The sequence below is a fragment of the Pseudooctadecabacter jejudonensis genome (assembly GCF_900172275.1).
Lineage (GTDB): Bacteria > Pseudomonadota > Alphaproteobacteria > Rhodobacterales > Rhodobacteraceae > Octadecabacter > Octadecabacter jejudonensis.
Genome location: NZ_FWFT01000001.1, coordinates 385,040 through 401,305, shown reverse-complemented (window position 1 = coordinate 401,305; position 16,266 = coordinate 385,040). Strand labels below are relative to the sequence as shown.

At 59.7% G+C, this 16,266-nt stretch carries 15 protein-coding genes; 4 read left to right on the top strand and 11 right to left on the bottom strand.

Features of this window, described 5'->3' with window-relative positions; translation table 11 throughout:
• The 4 genes from PSJ8397_RS01965 to PSJ8397_RS01950 form a co-directional block, all read right to left on the bottom strand.
• Positions 1-717 (bottom strand): ABC transporter ATP-binding protein, encoded by a 717-nt coding sequence (locus tag PSJ8397_RS01965; RefSeq protein ID WP_085862872.1) that lies wholly within the window; start codon positions 715-717, stop codon positions 1-3.
• Complete coding sequence (locus PSJ8397_RS01960; protein WP_085863453.1) at positions 714-1,490, bottom strand: ABC transporter ATP-binding protein; 777 nt, start codon at positions 1,488-1,490, stop codon at positions 714-716. Before PSJ8397_RS01960 ends, PSJ8397_RS01965 begins: the two co-directional genes overlap by 4 nt.
• A gap of 327 nt (positions 1,491-1,817) precedes the next feature.
• The gene (locus tag PSJ8397_RS01955) at positions 1,818-3,107 is read right to left on the bottom strand and encodes an NAD(P)/FAD-dependent oxidoreductase (RefSeq protein WP_085862871.1); all 1,290 of its coding nucleotides are present in this window, start codon (positions 3,105-3,107) and stop codon (positions 1,818-1,820) included.
• Positions 3,107-4,504: an aspartate aminotransferase family protein gene (locus tag PSJ8397_RS01950; protein ID WP_085862870.1), complete on the bottom strand. Its 1,398-nt coding sequence runs from the start codon at positions 4,502-4,504 to the stop codon at positions 3,107-3,109. The genes PSJ8397_RS01955 and PSJ8397_RS01950 overlap by 1 nt, the downstream gene beginning before the upstream one ends.
• A gap of 197 nt (positions 4,505-4,701) precedes the next feature.
• Here PSJ8397_RS01950 and PSJ8397_RS01945 point away from each other — a divergent pair, with 197 nt between their 5' ends.
• The 4 genes from PSJ8397_RS01945 to PSJ8397_RS01930 are packed head-to-tail and all read left to right on the top strand — an operon-like array spanning position 4,702 to position 8,899.
• On the top strand, positions 4,702-5,790 hold the full coding sequence (locus tag PSJ8397_RS01945; protein WP_085862869.1) for a polyamine ABC transporter substrate-binding protein: 1,089 nt from the start codon (positions 4,702-4,704) through the stop codon (positions 5,788-5,790).
• A 60-nt stretch (positions 5,791-5,850) separates the two neighbouring features.
• Entirely contained in the window at positions 5,851-6,990 is a 1,140-nt protein-coding gene (locus tag PSJ8397_RS01940) for an ABC transporter ATP-binding protein (protein ID WP_085862868.1), read from the top strand.
• Positions 6,987-8,087 carry an ABC transporter permease subunit gene (locus PSJ8397_RS01935; RefSeq protein ID WP_306372129.1) on the top strand — a complete coding sequence of 367 codons (1,101 nt, stop codon included), beginning with the start codon at positions 6,987-6,989 and terminating at the stop codon, positions 8,085-8,087. The genes PSJ8397_RS01940 and PSJ8397_RS01935 overlap by 4 nt, the downstream gene beginning before the upstream one ends.
• A complete protein-coding gene (locus tag PSJ8397_RS01930; protein ID WP_085862867.1) occupies positions 8,084-8,899 on the top strand; it encodes an ABC transporter permease in 816 nt (271 codons plus the stop codon). The genes PSJ8397_RS01935 and PSJ8397_RS01930 overlap by 4 nt, the downstream gene beginning before the upstream one ends.
• Positions 8,900-8,951: 52 nt before the next feature.
• Here PSJ8397_RS01930 and phoB read toward each other — a convergent pair whose 3' ends face one another.
• The 7 genes from phoB to PSJ8397_RS01895 all read right to left on the bottom strand — a co-directional run bounded on the left by phoB (position 8,952) and on the right by PSJ8397_RS01895 (position 16,263).
• Positions 8,952-9,638: a phosphate regulon transcriptional regulator PhoB gene (phoB, locus tag PSJ8397_RS01925; RefSeq protein WP_085862866.1), complete on the bottom strand. Its 687-nt coding sequence runs from the start codon at positions 9,636-9,638 to the stop codon at positions 8,952-8,954.
• A gap of 1 nt (position 9,639) precedes the next feature.
• Positions 9,640-10,347: a phosphate signaling complex protein PhoU gene (gene phoU / locus PSJ8397_RS01920; RefSeq protein ID WP_085862865.1), complete on the bottom strand. Its 708-nt coding sequence runs from the start codon at positions 10,345-10,347 to the stop codon at positions 9,640-9,642.
• Positions 10,348-10,357: 10 nt separating this feature from the next.
• Positions 10,358-11,119 (bottom strand): phosphate ABC transporter ATP-binding protein PstB, encoded by a 762-nt coding sequence (gene pstB, locus PSJ8397_RS01915; protein ID WP_235000579.1) that lies wholly within the window; start codon positions 11,117-11,119, stop codon positions 10,358-10,360.
• Between the two features lie 25 nt (positions 11,120-11,144).
• Positions 11,145-12,452 (bottom strand): phosphate ABC transporter permease PstA, encoded by a 1,308-nt coding sequence (pstA, locus tag PSJ8397_RS01910; RefSeq protein WP_085862863.1) that lies wholly within the window; start codon positions 12,450-12,452, stop codon positions 11,145-11,147.
• Entirely contained in the window at positions 12,449-13,927 is a 1,479-nt protein-coding gene (gene pstC / locus PSJ8397_RS01905) for a phosphate ABC transporter permease subunit PstC (protein WP_085862862.1), read from the bottom strand. The genes pstA and pstC overlap by 4 nt, the downstream gene beginning before the upstream one ends.
• 100 nt (positions 13,928-14,027) lie before the next feature.
• Positions 14,028-15,056 (bottom strand): PstS family phosphate ABC transporter substrate-binding protein, encoded by a 1,029-nt coding sequence (locus PSJ8397_RS01900; RefSeq protein WP_085862861.1) that lies wholly within the window; start codon positions 15,054-15,056, stop codon positions 14,028-14,030.
• Positions 15,057-15,210: 154 nt separating this feature from the next.
• The gene (locus PSJ8397_RS01895) at positions 15,211-16,263 is read right to left on the bottom strand and encodes an ATP-binding protein (RefSeq protein WP_085862860.1); all 1,053 of its coding nucleotides are present in this window, start codon (positions 16,261-16,263) and stop codon (positions 15,211-15,213) included.
• Positions 16,264-16,266 lie beyond the last annotated feature (3 nt).

Sequence of the window (16,266 nt, the reverse complement as noted above, 5' to 3'; positions counted from 1 at the left end):
TCAGTGCCCCCCGCCCAAGAACATGCGTGCGATTTCGGGGTCATTGGCAAGGCCCTGCCCCGTCCCTTCGTGCCGGTTTGCGCCATCAACCAGAACGTAGCCGCGATCAGACACTCCAAGCGCCTGTTTGGCGTTTTGTTCGACGATCAGGATCGGCACGCCGGTGCCTTTGATTTTTTGGATGGTGCTGAAAATCTCACCGCGATATTTGGGCGACAGACCCGCTGTGGGTTCATCCAGCAGGAGGATCTTCGCATCCACCATCAGCGCCTTGGCCATGGCCACCATCTGACGTTGCCCGCCGGACAGCGATCCAGCCGCCTGAGTGCGCTTTTCGGCCAGATCGGGGAACAGCTCATACATCTCTTGTAAGCGGTCTTCGATGCCGTTTGGCCGCGTCCAGGCGCCCATCTCAAGGTTTTCCTGCACGCTGAGGTTCACAAAGACGTTGTTGGTTTGGGGCACATAGGAAATGCCCCGTTCGATGACCTTTTGCGCGGGCGTGTCGGTGATGTTTTCACCGTTCAGCTCAACCGAGCCTTCGCGGATGTTCAGCAAGCCCAACACAGATTTCATCGCAGTGGATTTGCCCGCGCCGTTGGGGCCGATGATGGCCACGATTTCATTGGGCATCACGTGCAACGACAGATCATGCAGGATTTCGGTCTGGCCGTAGCCTGCGTTCAGGTGGTTGAGGGAAAGAACGGGCTGCGTCATACCACTTCCCCCCCGAAATAGGCGTCGATGACGCGTTCGTCGCTGCGCACTTCGTCCATCGTGCCTTCCATCAAGACCTGTCCTTCGGCCAGCACGACGACCTTGTCCGCCAGACGTGCGATCATATCCATGTCGTGTTCGATGATGCAAAAGGTGTAGCCGCGTTCTTCGTTCAGCTGCAGGATCATATCGCCCACTTTGCGCATCAACGTGGGGTTCACCCCAGCGCCCGGTTCATCCAGCAAAACGACCTTGGCGTCGTTCATCATGGTGCGGCCGATCTCAAGCAGCTTCTTTTGTCCGCCGGACAAATTGCCCGCCAGCTCTTCGCCCACATGGGTCAGCCCGAGGAAGTCCAGCGTGTCGCGGGCCAGTTCAATCACCTCGGCTTCGCGTTGTTTCACGCGACCATTGGCGAACCAGCTGGACCAGATGCTTTCGCCCGTTTGATCGGGGGCGGCCACCATCAGGTTTTCCAGCGATGTCATGCGCGCGTATTCATGGGACAGCTGGAACGTCCGCATCAGCCCCTTGTGATACAGTGTGTCGGTGCGCTGGCCGGTGATGTCCTCACCCAGCAGTGTGATCTTGCCCGTGGTGGGCGGCAGTTCACCGGCGATCATGTTGAACGTGGTGGTTTTGCCCGCGCCGTTGGGGCCAATCAGCCCCACAATTGCGCCGCGTTCGACCTCAAAATCGACACCACGGACGGCCTGCAGGCCGCCGAAGCTTTTGGTCAACCCAGCGACGCTGAGAACCGTGTCCATAGCCATGTTTGTCCCTCTCCCAAAGGTCCGCACCTGACCGCCCTCTTCGGTGGCGTGAGTCAGGATGCGGCTTGCTAGCAAGGGTTGGGGCCTGTTTCCATGGCAAATTGACGAATGACGGGGGAAACGTCGCGATAAAAGGCAAAACGGCGCGCCGATGTCGTGATGCGCGGTCTTTTGTTCTGCAGATTTGGATGTCTTCAGGTCGAGGGGGGCCAGCGGCTTCACTTTGAGCCAAGCGACCACAAAGTCAGTCAGCGCCTTTTGGTCCGCATCGGCGGCGGTCGGCACCTGATCAGATGACGGGACGTCAGCCCCTATTGCTGACTTGGTCTAAAGCCGGTCGCGCAGGCTGTACCAGATCATGGCCAGCGCCAGAAGCGGCGTGCGCAGGCGCGGCCCCCCGGGAAAGCGCGGCGAGGGCAGCGTTGAGAACAGATCGAACCTCTCTGCCTGGCCCTGCACCGCCTCCGCGGCCAGTTTGCCGCCCAAGGTCGCCATCGCGACCCCGTGCCCCGAATATCCAGAGATGGACAGCACGCGGTCCGAAAGCCGGGCGAAATGCGGCAGCCGGTTCATCGTGATGCCCAACGTGCCGCCCCACGCGTAATCGATTTGCACCTCTTTGAGTTGGGGGAAAATTTCGGACATCGGTTTGCGCACCGTCGCCGCGATGTCGCGCGGGAAACGGTAGCCATAGCTTTCGCCGCCGCCAAACAGCAGGCGGTCGTCGTCGGACAGGCGGAAATAATTGATGACGAATTTGCTGTCGGCCACGGCGTGGTTGCCGCGAATGATGGCGCGGGGGTCATCCAAGGGTGCTGTGGCCGCGATAAAGTTGTTGATTGGCATGACACGGGTGGCGACCGTATCGTTGAGGGCACCAAGATAGCCATTGCAGCCCATAACCACATATTGCGCATTTATTTCAGAAGCTTGCGTGGTGACGTTCGCGTTGTTCTTAACTTCGATCACTTTGGAGTTTTCGAAGATCCGCACGCCCGCATCCTGTGCCGCCCGCGCCAGCCCCAGCGCATAGCGCAGCGGGTGCAGATGCCCGCCCCCCATGTCCAAAGTGCCCCCGTGATAGGCCGGTGATCCGACAAGGCTGCGCATTTCCTCACGGTCAATCGGACGGATGAGGTCGTAGTCATACTCTGTGCGCAATTTGTCGGCGTAGGCATGGCTGTGGGGGACGAATTTGGCGCGGTGATCCGCCTCGATGATGCCATCAGACCAGCCGCATGCCATGTCATGTTTTGCGATAAGATCGCGCACTAAGTGCACGCTTTCCAAAGATAAACCCCAAAGTGCGCGGGCGTGTTCCAACCCTGCGATCTTTTCCAGATCGTCCTGTCCGATCCGTTGGCCCGTGCCCACCTGGCCCCCGTTGCGTCCCGATGCGCCAAAGCCCACCCGCTGTGCGTCCAGCAGCACCACGTCCATGCCCGCCTGCGCCAGATGCAGCGCGGCGGACAGGCCCGAATAGCCGCCGCCCACAACGCAGACATCGCACGCGATCGCGCCCTTGGCCGTGGGAAACGGGTCAAGCGGCGTGGCCGTGGCCGCATAATAGGACGCAGGATAGGCGCCCTGGCGGTCATTGGCGGTCAACAGATCCATCAGGCGGCCTGATAAAGTCCTTCGGCGCGGATCAGATCGTAGGTCTCATCAAGCGATTGAACGGCCCGATCGATCAGCGTATCAATCTCGCTTTCCGTTATGACCAACGGCGGGGCGATGATCATCCGGTCGCCCACATGGCGCATCACAAGGCCATTGTCGAAACACCGACCCCGACAATGCAGCCCCACGGTGCCCGCGTCCGCCTTGAATTTGGCGCGGGCGGCCTTGTCTGGCGTCAGCGCGATGGACCCCATCATGCCCACGATCTTGGCTTCCCCCACCAAGGGATGATCGGTCAATTGTGTCCATTTATCAGCCAGATACGGGGCGATCTTATTGCACACATTCTCAACGATGCGTTCTTCTTGCAAAATGCGCAGGTTTTCCAACGCCACAGCACAGGCCACCGGATGGCCCGAATAGGTGTAGCCGTGGTTGAAATCACCCGCATCATTCACGACCTGAGCGACCTCATCGCAGACCAGCGACCCACCAATGGGCGCGTAGCCTGACGACAGGCCCTTGGCGATGGTCATAATGTCCGGACGGATGCCCATATAGTCTGATCCGAACCAATGGCCCGTGCGTCCGAACCCGCAGATCACCTCATCCGCGATCAGCAGAATGCCATAGTCGTCGCAGATGCGCTGAATTTCAGGCCAATAGCTGTCGGGCGGCACGATGACACCGCCCGCACCCTGCACAGGCTCGCCGATAAAGGCGGCGACGCGGTCGGGGCCGTGCTGTTTGATCGCGTCTTCCAGTTGGCGGGCGCAGGCAAGGCCGAAGTCATGGGGCGACATGTCCCCGCCCTCGGACCACCAATCGGGCTGGTCGATGTGATGGATGCCGGGGATCACTGGCACGCCCTGATTTTGCATGCCCGACATGCCGCCCAAAGACCCGCCCCCCAAGGTGGAGCCGTGATAGGCGTTGGTGCGGCTGATGATGATGTTGCGGTCCGGCTGGCCTTTTTGCGCCCAATAATGGCGCACGAGGCGGATGTTGGTGTCGTTCGCCTCGGACCCTGAGCCTGCGTAGAATACGTGATTGAGATCCCGTGGGGCGATTTCGGCAAGTTTGGCGGACAGCGCAATCGCGGGGACGTGGGTGGTCTGGAAAAACGTGTTGTAGTAGGGCAGCTCTCGCATTTGGCGGGCGGCGGCCTCGGCCAGCTCTTCGCGGCCATAGCCGATGTTGACACACCACAGCCCTGACATGGCGTCCAGAATCTGGTGCCCGTCGCTGTCCGTCAGCATAACGCCTTTGGCCGATGTGATCACCCGCGCGCCCTTTTCGGCCAGTTCTGACCCAGCGGTGAACGGGTGCATGTGGTGGGCGGCATCCAGGCGTTGCAGGTCAGCCGTGGGCATGTGGTTGGAAATCACGTTCATCGGGGACTCCTTGGCGAGAGGTCAGACGCAAAGCGCCTAAGTTTGCGGCAGCTTATTGGGGCGGGCCGCAGTGTCAAACAAAACGAAAGCCGCAACGTGCAGGTGTGATCGCCGCGATATTGCAAATCACCGGCGTGGGTTTCATAGTCAAAGTTATCAAGCGGGGTAAACCGCGCGTTCGAAAACAGGGAAACACTATGACCACCAAACATTTTGCATCCGGCATTGCCGCCGCCGCCCTTCTGGCCGGTATGGCGTCTGCCGACGAAGTCCGCGTTTATAACTGGTCCGATTATATCGACGAAGACCTGCTGACACAGTTCGAGGAAGAAACCGGTATCGATCTGATCTACGACGTGTTCGACAGCAACGAAGTGCTGGAAACCAAACTGCTGGCCGGCGGGTCGGGCTATGACGTGGTTGTCCCGTCTGCCACCTTCCTGCAGCGCCAGATCACTGCGGGCGCGTTCCAGCCGCTGGACCTTGCGCAGCTGCCCAACCACGACAACCTGTGGGACGTGATCCAGGGCCGCACCGATCAGTATGACCCGAACGGTGAGTATTCGGTGAACTACATGTGGGGGACCACAGGCATCGGCTATAACATCGGTAAAGTGACCGAAATCCTTGGCGAAGATGCGCCCTTCGACAACTGGGATCTGGTGTTTGATCCGGCGAATATGGAAAAGCTGGCGGAGTGCGGTGTCTATTTCCTTGATGCACCGACCGAGATGATTCCCGCTGCGCTGAATTACATCGGTGAGGATCCCGACAGCCATGACCCTGAGGTGATCGCCAAAGCCGAAGGCGTGTTCGCGGCCGTGCGCCCCTACATCCAGAAATTCCACAGCTCGGAATACATCAACGCGCTGGCCAATGGGGATATCTGTGTGGCCGTCGGCTGGTCCGGTGATGTGTTCCTGGCACAGCTGCGCGCGGCTGAGGCCGAGAACGGCCACGAGATCGACTATTCGATCCCCGTTCAAGGCGCCCAGATGTGGTTTGACCAGATGGCAATCCCTGCGGATGCCCCAAACCCTGAAGCTGCGCACACCTTCATCAACTTCATTCTGGACGCCCAGAATGCGGCCGCAGCCACCAACTATGTTTGGTACGCCAGCGGCAACGAGGCCGCACAGGAGTTCATTGATCCTGAGATCCTTGAGTATCCTGCCGTCTATCCAGATGAGGCCACGTTGGAAAACCTCTATATCACGCGCCCCTATCCGGCCCGTGTTCAGCGTGATGTGACACGGTTGTGGACACGCATTAAGTCCGGCCAGTAAGGCTTTGATCCCCCGCGCCTTTCCCTGATTGGCGCGGGGCACTTTTCAGAAAGAATGCGTATGGCGCAGCCCAGACCTGACGCGGTGTTTGCCCCGTGGGATGACCCCAGCGAAACACCCCTGATCCAGTTCAAAAACGTTACCAAACGGTTTGGCGACTTCACCGCCATTGATGATCTGACCCTTGATATTTACGCGCGGGAGTTCTTTGCGCTTTTGGGCCCCTCGGGCTGTGGCAAAACCACGTTGATGCGCATGCTGGCGGGGTTCGAAACCCCGACCGAGGGCACAATCCTGCTTGATGGTGTCGATATTGGGCCGGTGCCCCCAAATGAGCGGCCCGTGAATATGATGTTTCAGTCCTACGCGCTGTTTCCGCATTTGACGGTTTGGGAAAACATCGCCTTTGGCCTCAAGCGGTCCGACATGCCCAAAGACCAGATTGGCGATCGTGTGGAGCGGATGCTGAAGCTGACGCAGCTGGGCAAGTTTGCAAAACGCAAACCCCATCAGATCTCGGGCGGGCAACGCCAACGTGTGGCCCTTGCCCGTAGTTTAGCAAAGGCGCCTAAGTTGTTGTTGTTAGACGAACCTTTGGGCGCGCTGGACAAAAAACTGCGCCATGAGACGCAGTTTGAATTGATGGATATTCAAGAATCCACAGGCACGACCTTTGTGATCGTCACCCACGATCAGGAAGAGGCGATGACCGTGGCGTCCCGCGTTGCCGTCATGGTCGATGGCAACCTTGCCCAAGTTGCCACGCCGGATCAGATTTATGAAGCCCCAACAAGTGCTTACGTCGCGGACTTCATTGGTGACGTGAACCTGATCGAAGGCGCGGTTGAGGCTGGCAGTACTGGTACGGACGTCGCGATCAAGTGGTCCGCGACCGAAGAGCCGATCAAGGCCACCTCGGACACGCCACCCCCTGCGGCCAGCACTGTCCAATTTGCGATCCGCCCTGAAAAGGTGGCGATTTCGTCCGAAAAACCAGACGCCGCGAATGTGATGGAGGGTAAGATCCTCGACATTGCGTACCTCGGCAACATCTCCACCTATCATGTTGAGGTCGCGCCCGGCCTGATTGTAAAGGCGCAGGCGACGAACACGCGCCGCATCTCCCGCCGGAACCTGACGTGGGAGGATCACGTCTACCTCAGCTGGACGGACACCGCAGGCGTGGTGTTGACGGAATGAAACGCCGCCTGCTGATTGCCCTGCCCTATGCGTGGCTGCTGATTTTCTTTTTGGTGCCCTTTGGCATCGTTCTGAAAATCTCTCTCAGCGATATCGCGCTGGCGATCCCGCCTTATGTGCCGACGATGAAGGACGGGTTCTGGACGATGCTGTCCGGCCTCGATCTGGAGAACTATGCGTTCATCGGGGCCGGTGCTGTGGTTGCGGCCTTTGCCGCTGTCGCGCTGTGTGTGGTGATGTTCAACATCGTCTACCCCCGCGTGCGCCGCGCGCTGGTGCCGGACACGCCGAACGGGTTCTTTGACACGGCGGCGGCGGCATTGACCGCGCTGGCGGTGGCTTTGGTGAATGTGGCGGTGATTGTGGGTGTTCTGGCGCTGCTGTTGCCGCAGCTGCGCGCCTTCGTGGACATCCCTGATTTCCTGTATTTCGCAGCCTACCTGTCGTCCCTGAAAATCGCGATTATTTCGACCTTTTTCACCCTGCTGATCGGGTATCCCATTGCCTACGGTATGGCGCGCGCGCCGGAACATTGGCGGCCCACGTTGCTGATGTTGGTCATCCTGCCGTTCTGGACGTCCTTTCTGATCCGCGTTTACGCTTGGATCGGCATTCTGAGCACCGAAGGCTACCTGAACCAGTTTCTGTTGGGCCTTGGTGTGATCTCTGAGCCTTTGACGATCCTCAACACCAATGCCGCTGTCTATGTGGGCATCGTCTATACGTACCTGCCGTTCATGGTGCTGCCGATCTATGCAGCATTGGAAAAGATGGATGACAGCTTGGTTGAGGCCGCCGAAGATCTGGGTTGTACGGCCCTGTCTGCCTTCTGGCTGATCACCGCCCCCCTTAGCAAACCGGGTGTGATCGCGGGCTGTTTTCTGGTGTTCATCCCCACCTTGGGCGAATTTGTGATCCCGTCGCTATTGGGCGGGTCGGACACGGTGATGATCGGCAAAGTGCTGTGGGAAGAGTTCTTTAACAACCGCGACTGGCCTGTCGCCTCCGCTGTGGCGGTGATGCTGTTGTTGATCCTGATCGTTCCCATCGTGTTGTTCCAACGCAACCAACAGATCGAGAGGGAGGCGGACAGATGAGGCGGTTTTCGTGGTTCAACGCAACGGCGCTGACCTTTGGGTTCGCGTTTCTGTATCTGCCGATGCTGATCTTGATCATCTACAGCTTCAACGAAAGTCGTCTGGTGACCGTCTGGGCGGGCTTTTCCACGAAGTGGTATGGTGAGTTGTGGCAGAATGAGGCGTTTCTGGACGCCGCTTGGGTCACGATCAAGGTGGCCTTCTGGTCGTCGACGCTGGCCACGGTATTGGGCACCATGGCGGCCTATATCATGGTGCGCGCGGGGCGGTTTCGCGGGCGTGGGTTGTTTTCGGGGATGATCTACGCGCCGCTGGTCATGCCTGAGGTGATCACTGGTCTGTCACTGTTGTTGTTCTTTATCGCCATCGGGTTGGATCGCGGCGTGGTGACGATTGTTCTGGCCCATACGACCTTTGCCATGTGTTACGTCAGTGTGGTCGTGACGTCTCGCCTTGTGAGCTTTGATCAATCGTTGGAGGAGGCCGCGCTGGATCTGGGCTGCACGCCGTTTGATGCGTTCCGTTCCGTGACGTTGCCGATCATCCTGCCTGCGGTGATATCGGGCTGGCTGTTGGCATTCACGTTGTCCCTTGATGATCTGGTGATTGCATCTTTCACCTCGGGCCCATCGTCCACGACTTTGCCGATCAAGATCTTTTCAGCCGTGCGCCTTGGCGTCACGCCTGAGATCAACGCCCTGTCGACGATCATGATCCTTCTGGTGACGCTTGGCGTGATCACCGCCTCGCTGATCTCACGACGCAGCGCTCTGAAGGCGCGTGAGGATGAAAGAAAGGCGATGGGTGGGTGAGCCGGACAAAGTCTCATCGAGACTTTGAGCACAAAAATTCTGTGAATTTTTGCTACCCCAAGGCATAGCCCGCCCCGCGCACCGTCCGTACCGGGTCTTCGCCACCTGTGCTGGTCAGCACTTTGCGCAGCCGTCCGATGTGGACGTCAACCGTGCGCGTGTCCACGTAAATATCACGGCCCCACACACGGTCGAGAAGCTGTTCACGGCTCCAGACCCGGCCAGGTTTTTCCATGAACGTCGTCAGCAGGCGGAATTCGGTCGGGCCCAGTTTCAATTCGGTGTCTGCGCGGGTGACGCGGTGGGTTTCGGAATCCAGCTGAATATCGTCGTAGGACAGCACCTGCCCCACCGTGCTGGGCCGCACGCGGCGCAGCTGTGTGCGCACGCGGGCCATCAGTTCGGCCACGGCATAGGGTTTGACCACGTAATCATCGGCGCCCGTTTCAAGGCCGCGGACTTTGTCGACCTCCTCTGAACGTGCAGACAGCATGATGATCGGGATGGTGCGCGTATCGGGGCGGTTTTTCAGTTGGCGGCAGACCTCAATCCCCGACACATTGGGCAACATCCAATCCAGCACAATCACGTCCGGCGCGTCTTCTTCGACCATCAAGAGGCCCTGTTCGCCGTCTTCTGCCTTGGTGGTGCGGAACCCTTCGGCCTCAAGGTTGTAGCTGAGGACTTCGCGTTGGGCGGGTTCATCTTCAACAATCAAGACGTGGGGTTGGTCTGACATCTTACTGTCCTGTGCGTGCGGCGGCGGTGCTGTCCATCTTTGGGCGGTCCTCATCGGGCATTTCACCGGTCACCATATAGATCACCTGTTCGGCCATGTTCGTCACCAGATCGCCCATGCGTTCCACGTTTTTGGCGATAAAATGCATGTGCATGCAGGCAGTGATGTTGCGCGGGTCTTCCATCATGAAGGTCAGGAATTCGCGGAACAGCGCGTTATACATCTGGTCCACATCCATGTCGCGCTGGCGCACGGCCTCGGCCAGATCCGCATCAAGCCGCACATAGGCGTCCAATGCGTCAGACAGCATTGACTGCACCTCTTTTGACATGCGGCGCAGGGCAGCGTCGGTGCCATTGATGGGCTGCATCTCGGCCAGAATGGGCGTGCGTTTGGCCATGTTTTTGGCGTAATCGCCCATGCGTTCAAGGTTGGAGGCCAGTTTCAGAACCGACAGCAGTGTCCGCAAATCCTTGGACACGGGCGCGCGCAGGGCGATGACACGCGCGGCCTCTTCGTTGATCTGTTCCTCAAGGGCATCGATGACCTTGTCGCCTTTGCGCACGGCATTGGCACCGTCGATGTCGCGGGCCTCTAGGCTTTTGGCGCCTTCAAGGATCGCGTTTTCGACAAGGCCGCCCATCTTGACGACCAGCGCCTGCAACGTCTCTAGGTCACGATCAAAAGCGGAGGAAATGTGCTGTGTCATATCAGTCTCCTTACCCGATGCGGCCGGAAATATAGCTTTCCGTGCGCGGGTCTTCGGGGTTGGTGAAAATCTTGTCGGTCTCGCCAAATTCCACCAGATTGCCGAGGTGGAAGAAGGCGGTCTTTTGGCTGACGCGGGCGGCCTGCTGCATGGAGTGGGTGACGATGACGACGCTGAACGACTGGCGCAACTCATCGATGAGTTCTTCCACTTGCGCGGTTGCAATCGGGTCCAGCGCGGAACACGGTTCATCCATCAGCAGGACCTCAGGTGAGGTTGCGATGGCCCGCGCAATGCACAGACGTTGCTGTTGGCCGCCAGACAGGCCCGTGCCCGGTGCATTCAGGCGGTCCTTGGCTTCGTTCCAAAGGGCGGCCTTGCGCAGGGAGCTTTCGACGATCTGGTCCAGTTCGGCCTTGTTGCGGGCCAGCCCGTGGATTTTGGGGCCATAGGCCACGTTGTCATAGATGGATTTCGGAAACGGGTTGGGTTTCTGGAAGACCATGCCGACCTTGGCGCGCAGCTGAACGGGATCAACCTTGGCGTCGTAGATGTCTTCGCCGTCGATCAGGATGTCGCCCTCAACGCGGCAGATATCAATGGTGTCGTTCATGCGGTTGATGGTCCGCAGGAACGTGGATTTGCCACAGCCCGACGGGCCGATGAAGGCCGTCACGGTTTTGTCTTCGATGTCGACATTCACGTCTTTGATGGCGTGGTTGTCGCCGTAATACACCTGCACAGCGCGGGCGGAGATTTTGGCGTTTGTCATATTCGTCTCTTTCATGTCGGGTCTCCTACCAGCGGCGCTCAAACCGGCGGCGCAGCAGGATTGCAATCAGGTTCATCGTCAGCAGGAAGACCAGCAGCACGATGATGCCGCCCCATGCTTTTTCGTAAAAGCCCGTGTCGGCGCGTGCGGCCCAGGTGTAGATCTGCGCAGGCATGGCGGAGTTGCTGTCCACAAAGCCGGAGATGATCCCATCAGGATATTCCCGCGCCACATAGCCCACCATGCCGATCAACAGCAGAGGGGCCGTTTCCCCCAAGGCCTGCGCAAGGCCGATGATCGTGCCGGTCAGAATGCCGGGCATGGCCAGCGGGAGCACATGGTGGAACACCGCCTGCATTTTCGACGCCCCCACCCCAAGGGCCGCATCGCGGATGCTGGGCGGCACGGATTTCAGCGAGGCACGGGTGGAGATGATGATGGTCGGCAGCGTCATCAGGGTCAGCACAAGGCCCCCCACCAAAGGCGCCGATTGGGGCAGATGGGCAAACTGGATGAAGACAGCCAGGCCAAGGATGCCGAAGACAATGGACGGCACAGCAGCGAGGTTTGAAATGTTCACCTCAATCAGATCTGTCAGCCGGTTCTTGGGCGCGAATTCCTCAAGGTAGATTGAGGCCGCGACACCAATGGGCAGCGCCAGAAGCAGCACGACAATCATCATGAAGAACGACCCGATCACGGAGGCCCCGATACCCGCACCACCGGGATTGTCCACGGCGGTGTCCGTGCCGGTGATGAAGTTCCAGTCAAAGGCCGTGGTGATCAGCCCTGCGTCAATCATCACATCGACAACGTCCAGATCGGCCACCTCAAGAAAGCGGCTGTCGGTCACGTCTTCGCGCAACAGATCGCCCTCGAAATAGCGGCTGATGCGGGTGGACGCGGGCAGATCAAACGTCACCGTCTGACCGATTTGGTCGGGATTTTCCTTGTAGAATTCACGGATCGTGGCCCCGGTTTTGGGCACCAGACGGTCCGTGATGAAATCTTCGTCCACCTCGATGGTCGATCCGCGTTCCACCAGAAACTCGTTCACTTTGGCGACCAGCAACGCCTCATAGGCTGCGGTTTTAAGCAATTGCCCTTCGGCGGCGTCCACGTCCTCTTGGGTGATTGTGGCCTCCAATGCGACCACGGTTGTGGTGAACGCGGGCAGGCCGGAGCGCAGGATGGACGTCAGCAGCACGACCAGAAACAGCAGGCCAATGGCGATGGCCACAATGCCGTAGGCCTTGAACCGCTTCTCAGCCGCGTTGCGTTTGCGTGTGCGCGCATCGACGGTCAGCAGGGATGTTTTGGGGGTATCGGTCATTCGTACTGCTCACGGTATTTGCGGACGATATAGAGGGCGAAGACGTTCAGCCCCAGCGTGATCACAAAGAGCGACATGCCAAGGGCGAAGGCCACCAGAGCCTCCGGCGAAGAAAAGTCGCTGTCGCCGGTCAGCTGACTGACGATCTTGGCGGTGACGGTGGTCATCGCCTCAAACGGGTTGAGGTCAAGGCGACCCGCGGCCCCTGCCCCCAGCACCACGATCATGGTCTCACCAATCGCGCGGGACGCGGCCAAGAGGATCGCCCCCACGATGCCCGGCAAGGCGGCAGGCAGAACGACCTGGCGGATGGTTTCCGACGGGGTGGCGCCAAGGCCCAGTGAACCATCGCGCATGGCTTGGGGGACTGCGTTGATGATGTCGTCCGACAGCGACGACACAAACGGGATCAACATGATGCCCATGACAAGGCCTGCGGTGATCACCGCGCGGTCGCCGGTCATCCAAGCGACACCCAAGGCCCCGTCGGCCCCGAACACGTCCTTGAGCATTGGACCCACGATGAGCAACGCAAAGAGGCCGTAGACGATGGTAGGGATGCCCGCCAAGACCTCCAACAGGGGTTTGGCAAAGGCGCGAACACGGGGGCCTGCATATTCGCTGAGATAAATGGCCGCGAAGAGGCCAATGGGCACGGCCACCAAAAGCGCCACGAACGAAATATAAAGCGTGCCCCACAAAAGCGGCAGAAGCCCCAATTCAGACGCCCCGCCGCGCCCTGAAAAGCTGGGCTGCCAGACGGTGCCAAAGAAAAAGTCGGCCGCCGGATACATCTTGAAGAATTCGACGGTGTTGAAGATGAGGGACAACACGATCCCGATGGTTGTCAGGATCGCGATGGAGGCCGCAGCGATCAGCACGGCCATGACACCCCGTTCCACGGTGTTGCGGGCGCGGAAGGCGGCGTTGGTCTTCATCAGGGCGAAGGCCGTGCCTGCAATGGCGATCAGCAGCACCAGTGCAGATTTCCACAACGCCCCCGACAGGGCGCCCGCGCGGTAGGCCTGCGCGGCTTGCAAGGTGTCAGGGCCCACGTCAGACCCAAGGGCGACGCCCACGTCGGCCAGAATGGCGCGCACATCCGTGCTGTCGGTGGTCAATGTCGCGGCCTCACCCGGCGCCAGCGCGCCTTGGGCCACGGCGGTGCTGAGCCCATCGGCCAGACGGCGCACATCGGCCATGATCAGGTTCATCGCGCCATCGTCCGCAACCTCTTGCGTGATGAGCGATTGCGCGCGGTTTTCCAGCACCATGGGCTGGGCCACGGACCAAACCGCCAGCACCAACAGTGCCGGCACCAGCCCCGTCAGCGCCGCGTTGTATCCATAGTAGCTGGGCAGCGAATGCAGCTTACGCGAGTCCCCCGACGCAGAGGCCAGCGCGCGCCTGCGGCCAAGCACAAAGCCCACCACTGCAATCACAGCGAGGGCAATCAGGAGGGTTAGGATCGGCATGGCAGCTCCGCTCGTCTTTGTATTGGACCCTCTGTGTACGGCAGGAGGTCAGGTCTTCAAAGGGGGAAGGCGCGGCCGGTGCCGCGCCCTCCGTTTGGTCTTACATCGCCTCTTCGGCTTCGATCATGGCTTGAGTTGCGGCAAGTTCCGGGTCGGACACCAGACCGTATTGGGCCAATGGGCCGTCTGGGCCAGCCAGTTCATCGGCCATGAAGAACTGTGCGTACTCCTTCAGGCCGGGGATGACACCGATGTGTGCGCCTTTGATGTAAAAATACAGCGGACGGGACACAGGGTAGTCGCCAGCGGCGATGGTTTCTGTTGTCGGCTCAACACCGGACATTGTCGCCACTTTGAGCGTGTCGGTGTTGTTCTCATAGAAGGCCAGACCGAAGACGCCGACGGCGTTCGGGTTCGCGTCGATGGAGGCCAGCGTTTCGGTGTAGTCACCGTCGATGTCCACGGACAGACCATCGGTGCGCACAGCGAGGCAGGCGTCTTCTGCGTCGTCTTCGGACATGCCGGCGGCGATCATGGCATCATGTGCGCCGGTTTCTTCGCAGCCCACGGCGATCACTTTTTCTTCGAAGACTTCGCGTGTGCCGTGCTTGGTGCCCGGGATGAAGGCCAAGATGTCGGCCGCCGGAAGATCCGCGTTGAAATCAGACCACTGTGTGTGCGGATTGTCGACCAGTTCACCGTCCACCATGACCTGTGGGGCCAATGCGTTGAAGATGTCGGAGGGGGTGAAGGCGGAAAAATCAGGGCCATCAATCTGGCTGGCAAACACGATGCCGTCATAGCCGATGCGCACTTCGATGATGTCGGTCACGCCATTGGCGGCACATTCTTCGATCTCACCGGCGCGGATGCCGCGAGAGGCGTTGGCGATGTCGATGGTGTTTTCGCCGATGCCCTCACAAAAACGGGCCAGACCGGCGGAGGACCCACCGGATTCAACGACAGGTGTTGGAAAGTCGGTGTTGTCGCCAAAGGCTTCGGCCACAATAGAGGCGTAGGGCAGCACGGTAGACGATCCGGCCACCTGCACATTGTCGCGTGCGGCGGCGGCTGTTGCTGTGACTGCGGTGATCGCCAATGTCGAGGCGGCGGTTTTGATGAAGGACATTTGAATGCTCCTGTACGTCGTGTTCATCCCCCCGATCTTTCGGGGTGTGGACGCCCGCGAACCGTGCGTCCTTGAGGTGGGTGCTAAGCCTCGCGCAAAACGCTTTTGTGACACTATTGTAAAAGTTATGTGACAGCCCGCGTTGGGGGGCGATTTATTCCGCAGGTGCGGCCGCCCCGGTTGGCAAAATCACCGTAAAAACAGAGCCTTGCCCCAGCTGACTTTCGATGCGCAAGCGTCCCCGATGGCGGTTGATGATGTGTTTGACGATGGCCAATCCCAGCCCCGTGCCCCCAATTTCGCGGCTGCGGTGGGTATCGACACGGTAGAATCGGTCCGTCAGGCGGGCAATGTGATGGGCTGCGATTCCTTCGCCCTCGTCGCGCACAATAAGCCTGACGCCTGAGGCGCGCAAAACCGGATCATGGGCGGGCTGCGTGAGGGCCACCGTCACCTGTGCCCCGTCACCTCCGTATTTGATGGCATTTTCAACCAGATTGCTGACGACTTGCCACAGCTGGCCCCAATCGCCCAAGACCTCCACTTTTGTTTGTGGCAGATCATAGATCAGGTCGACCTGGGCTGCGGCTGCGACCGGGGCCAAGGCTTCGCCCACTTCGCCAATCAAGCGGTCCAGCGCCACAGCGCCTGTGGGTCGCATGCGTTCTTGATCCTCAACACGGCTGAGCGACAACAGGTCTTCGACCAGATTGTGCATGCGCCCGGCCTCTTGCTCCATGATGCCCAGAAAACGCTGTTGGGCTTCGGGATCGTTGCGGGCGGGGCCGCGCAGGGTTTCGATGAACCCCAACAGGGACGTCAGCGGCGTGCGCATCTCATGGCTCACGTTGGCCACAAAACCGCGCCGCATCTCGCCTGCGTCTTCCAGGGCGGTGATGTCTTGAAACGACAGCACCACCACTTGGCCCTCATTCAGCATCACGGGCCGCACGGAGACGTCCCAAGTGGTCGGACGCGCGCCGTCATTGCCCAGATACCGCGTGGTTTGTTGGCCCCCCGTCGACAGGCCCTGTTCCACCGCATCAAGCAAGGCTGGCTGTCGCAGGGCCGTTACATAATGCCAGCCGTTGCAATCGGTGCCGACCAGCCGTTGTGCGGGGCTGTTGATCGCCCTGATCCGGTGATCGCCTCCCACCACAATCACCGGATTGGGCAGGCTTGCAATCAAGGACCGGACATCAGACATCGC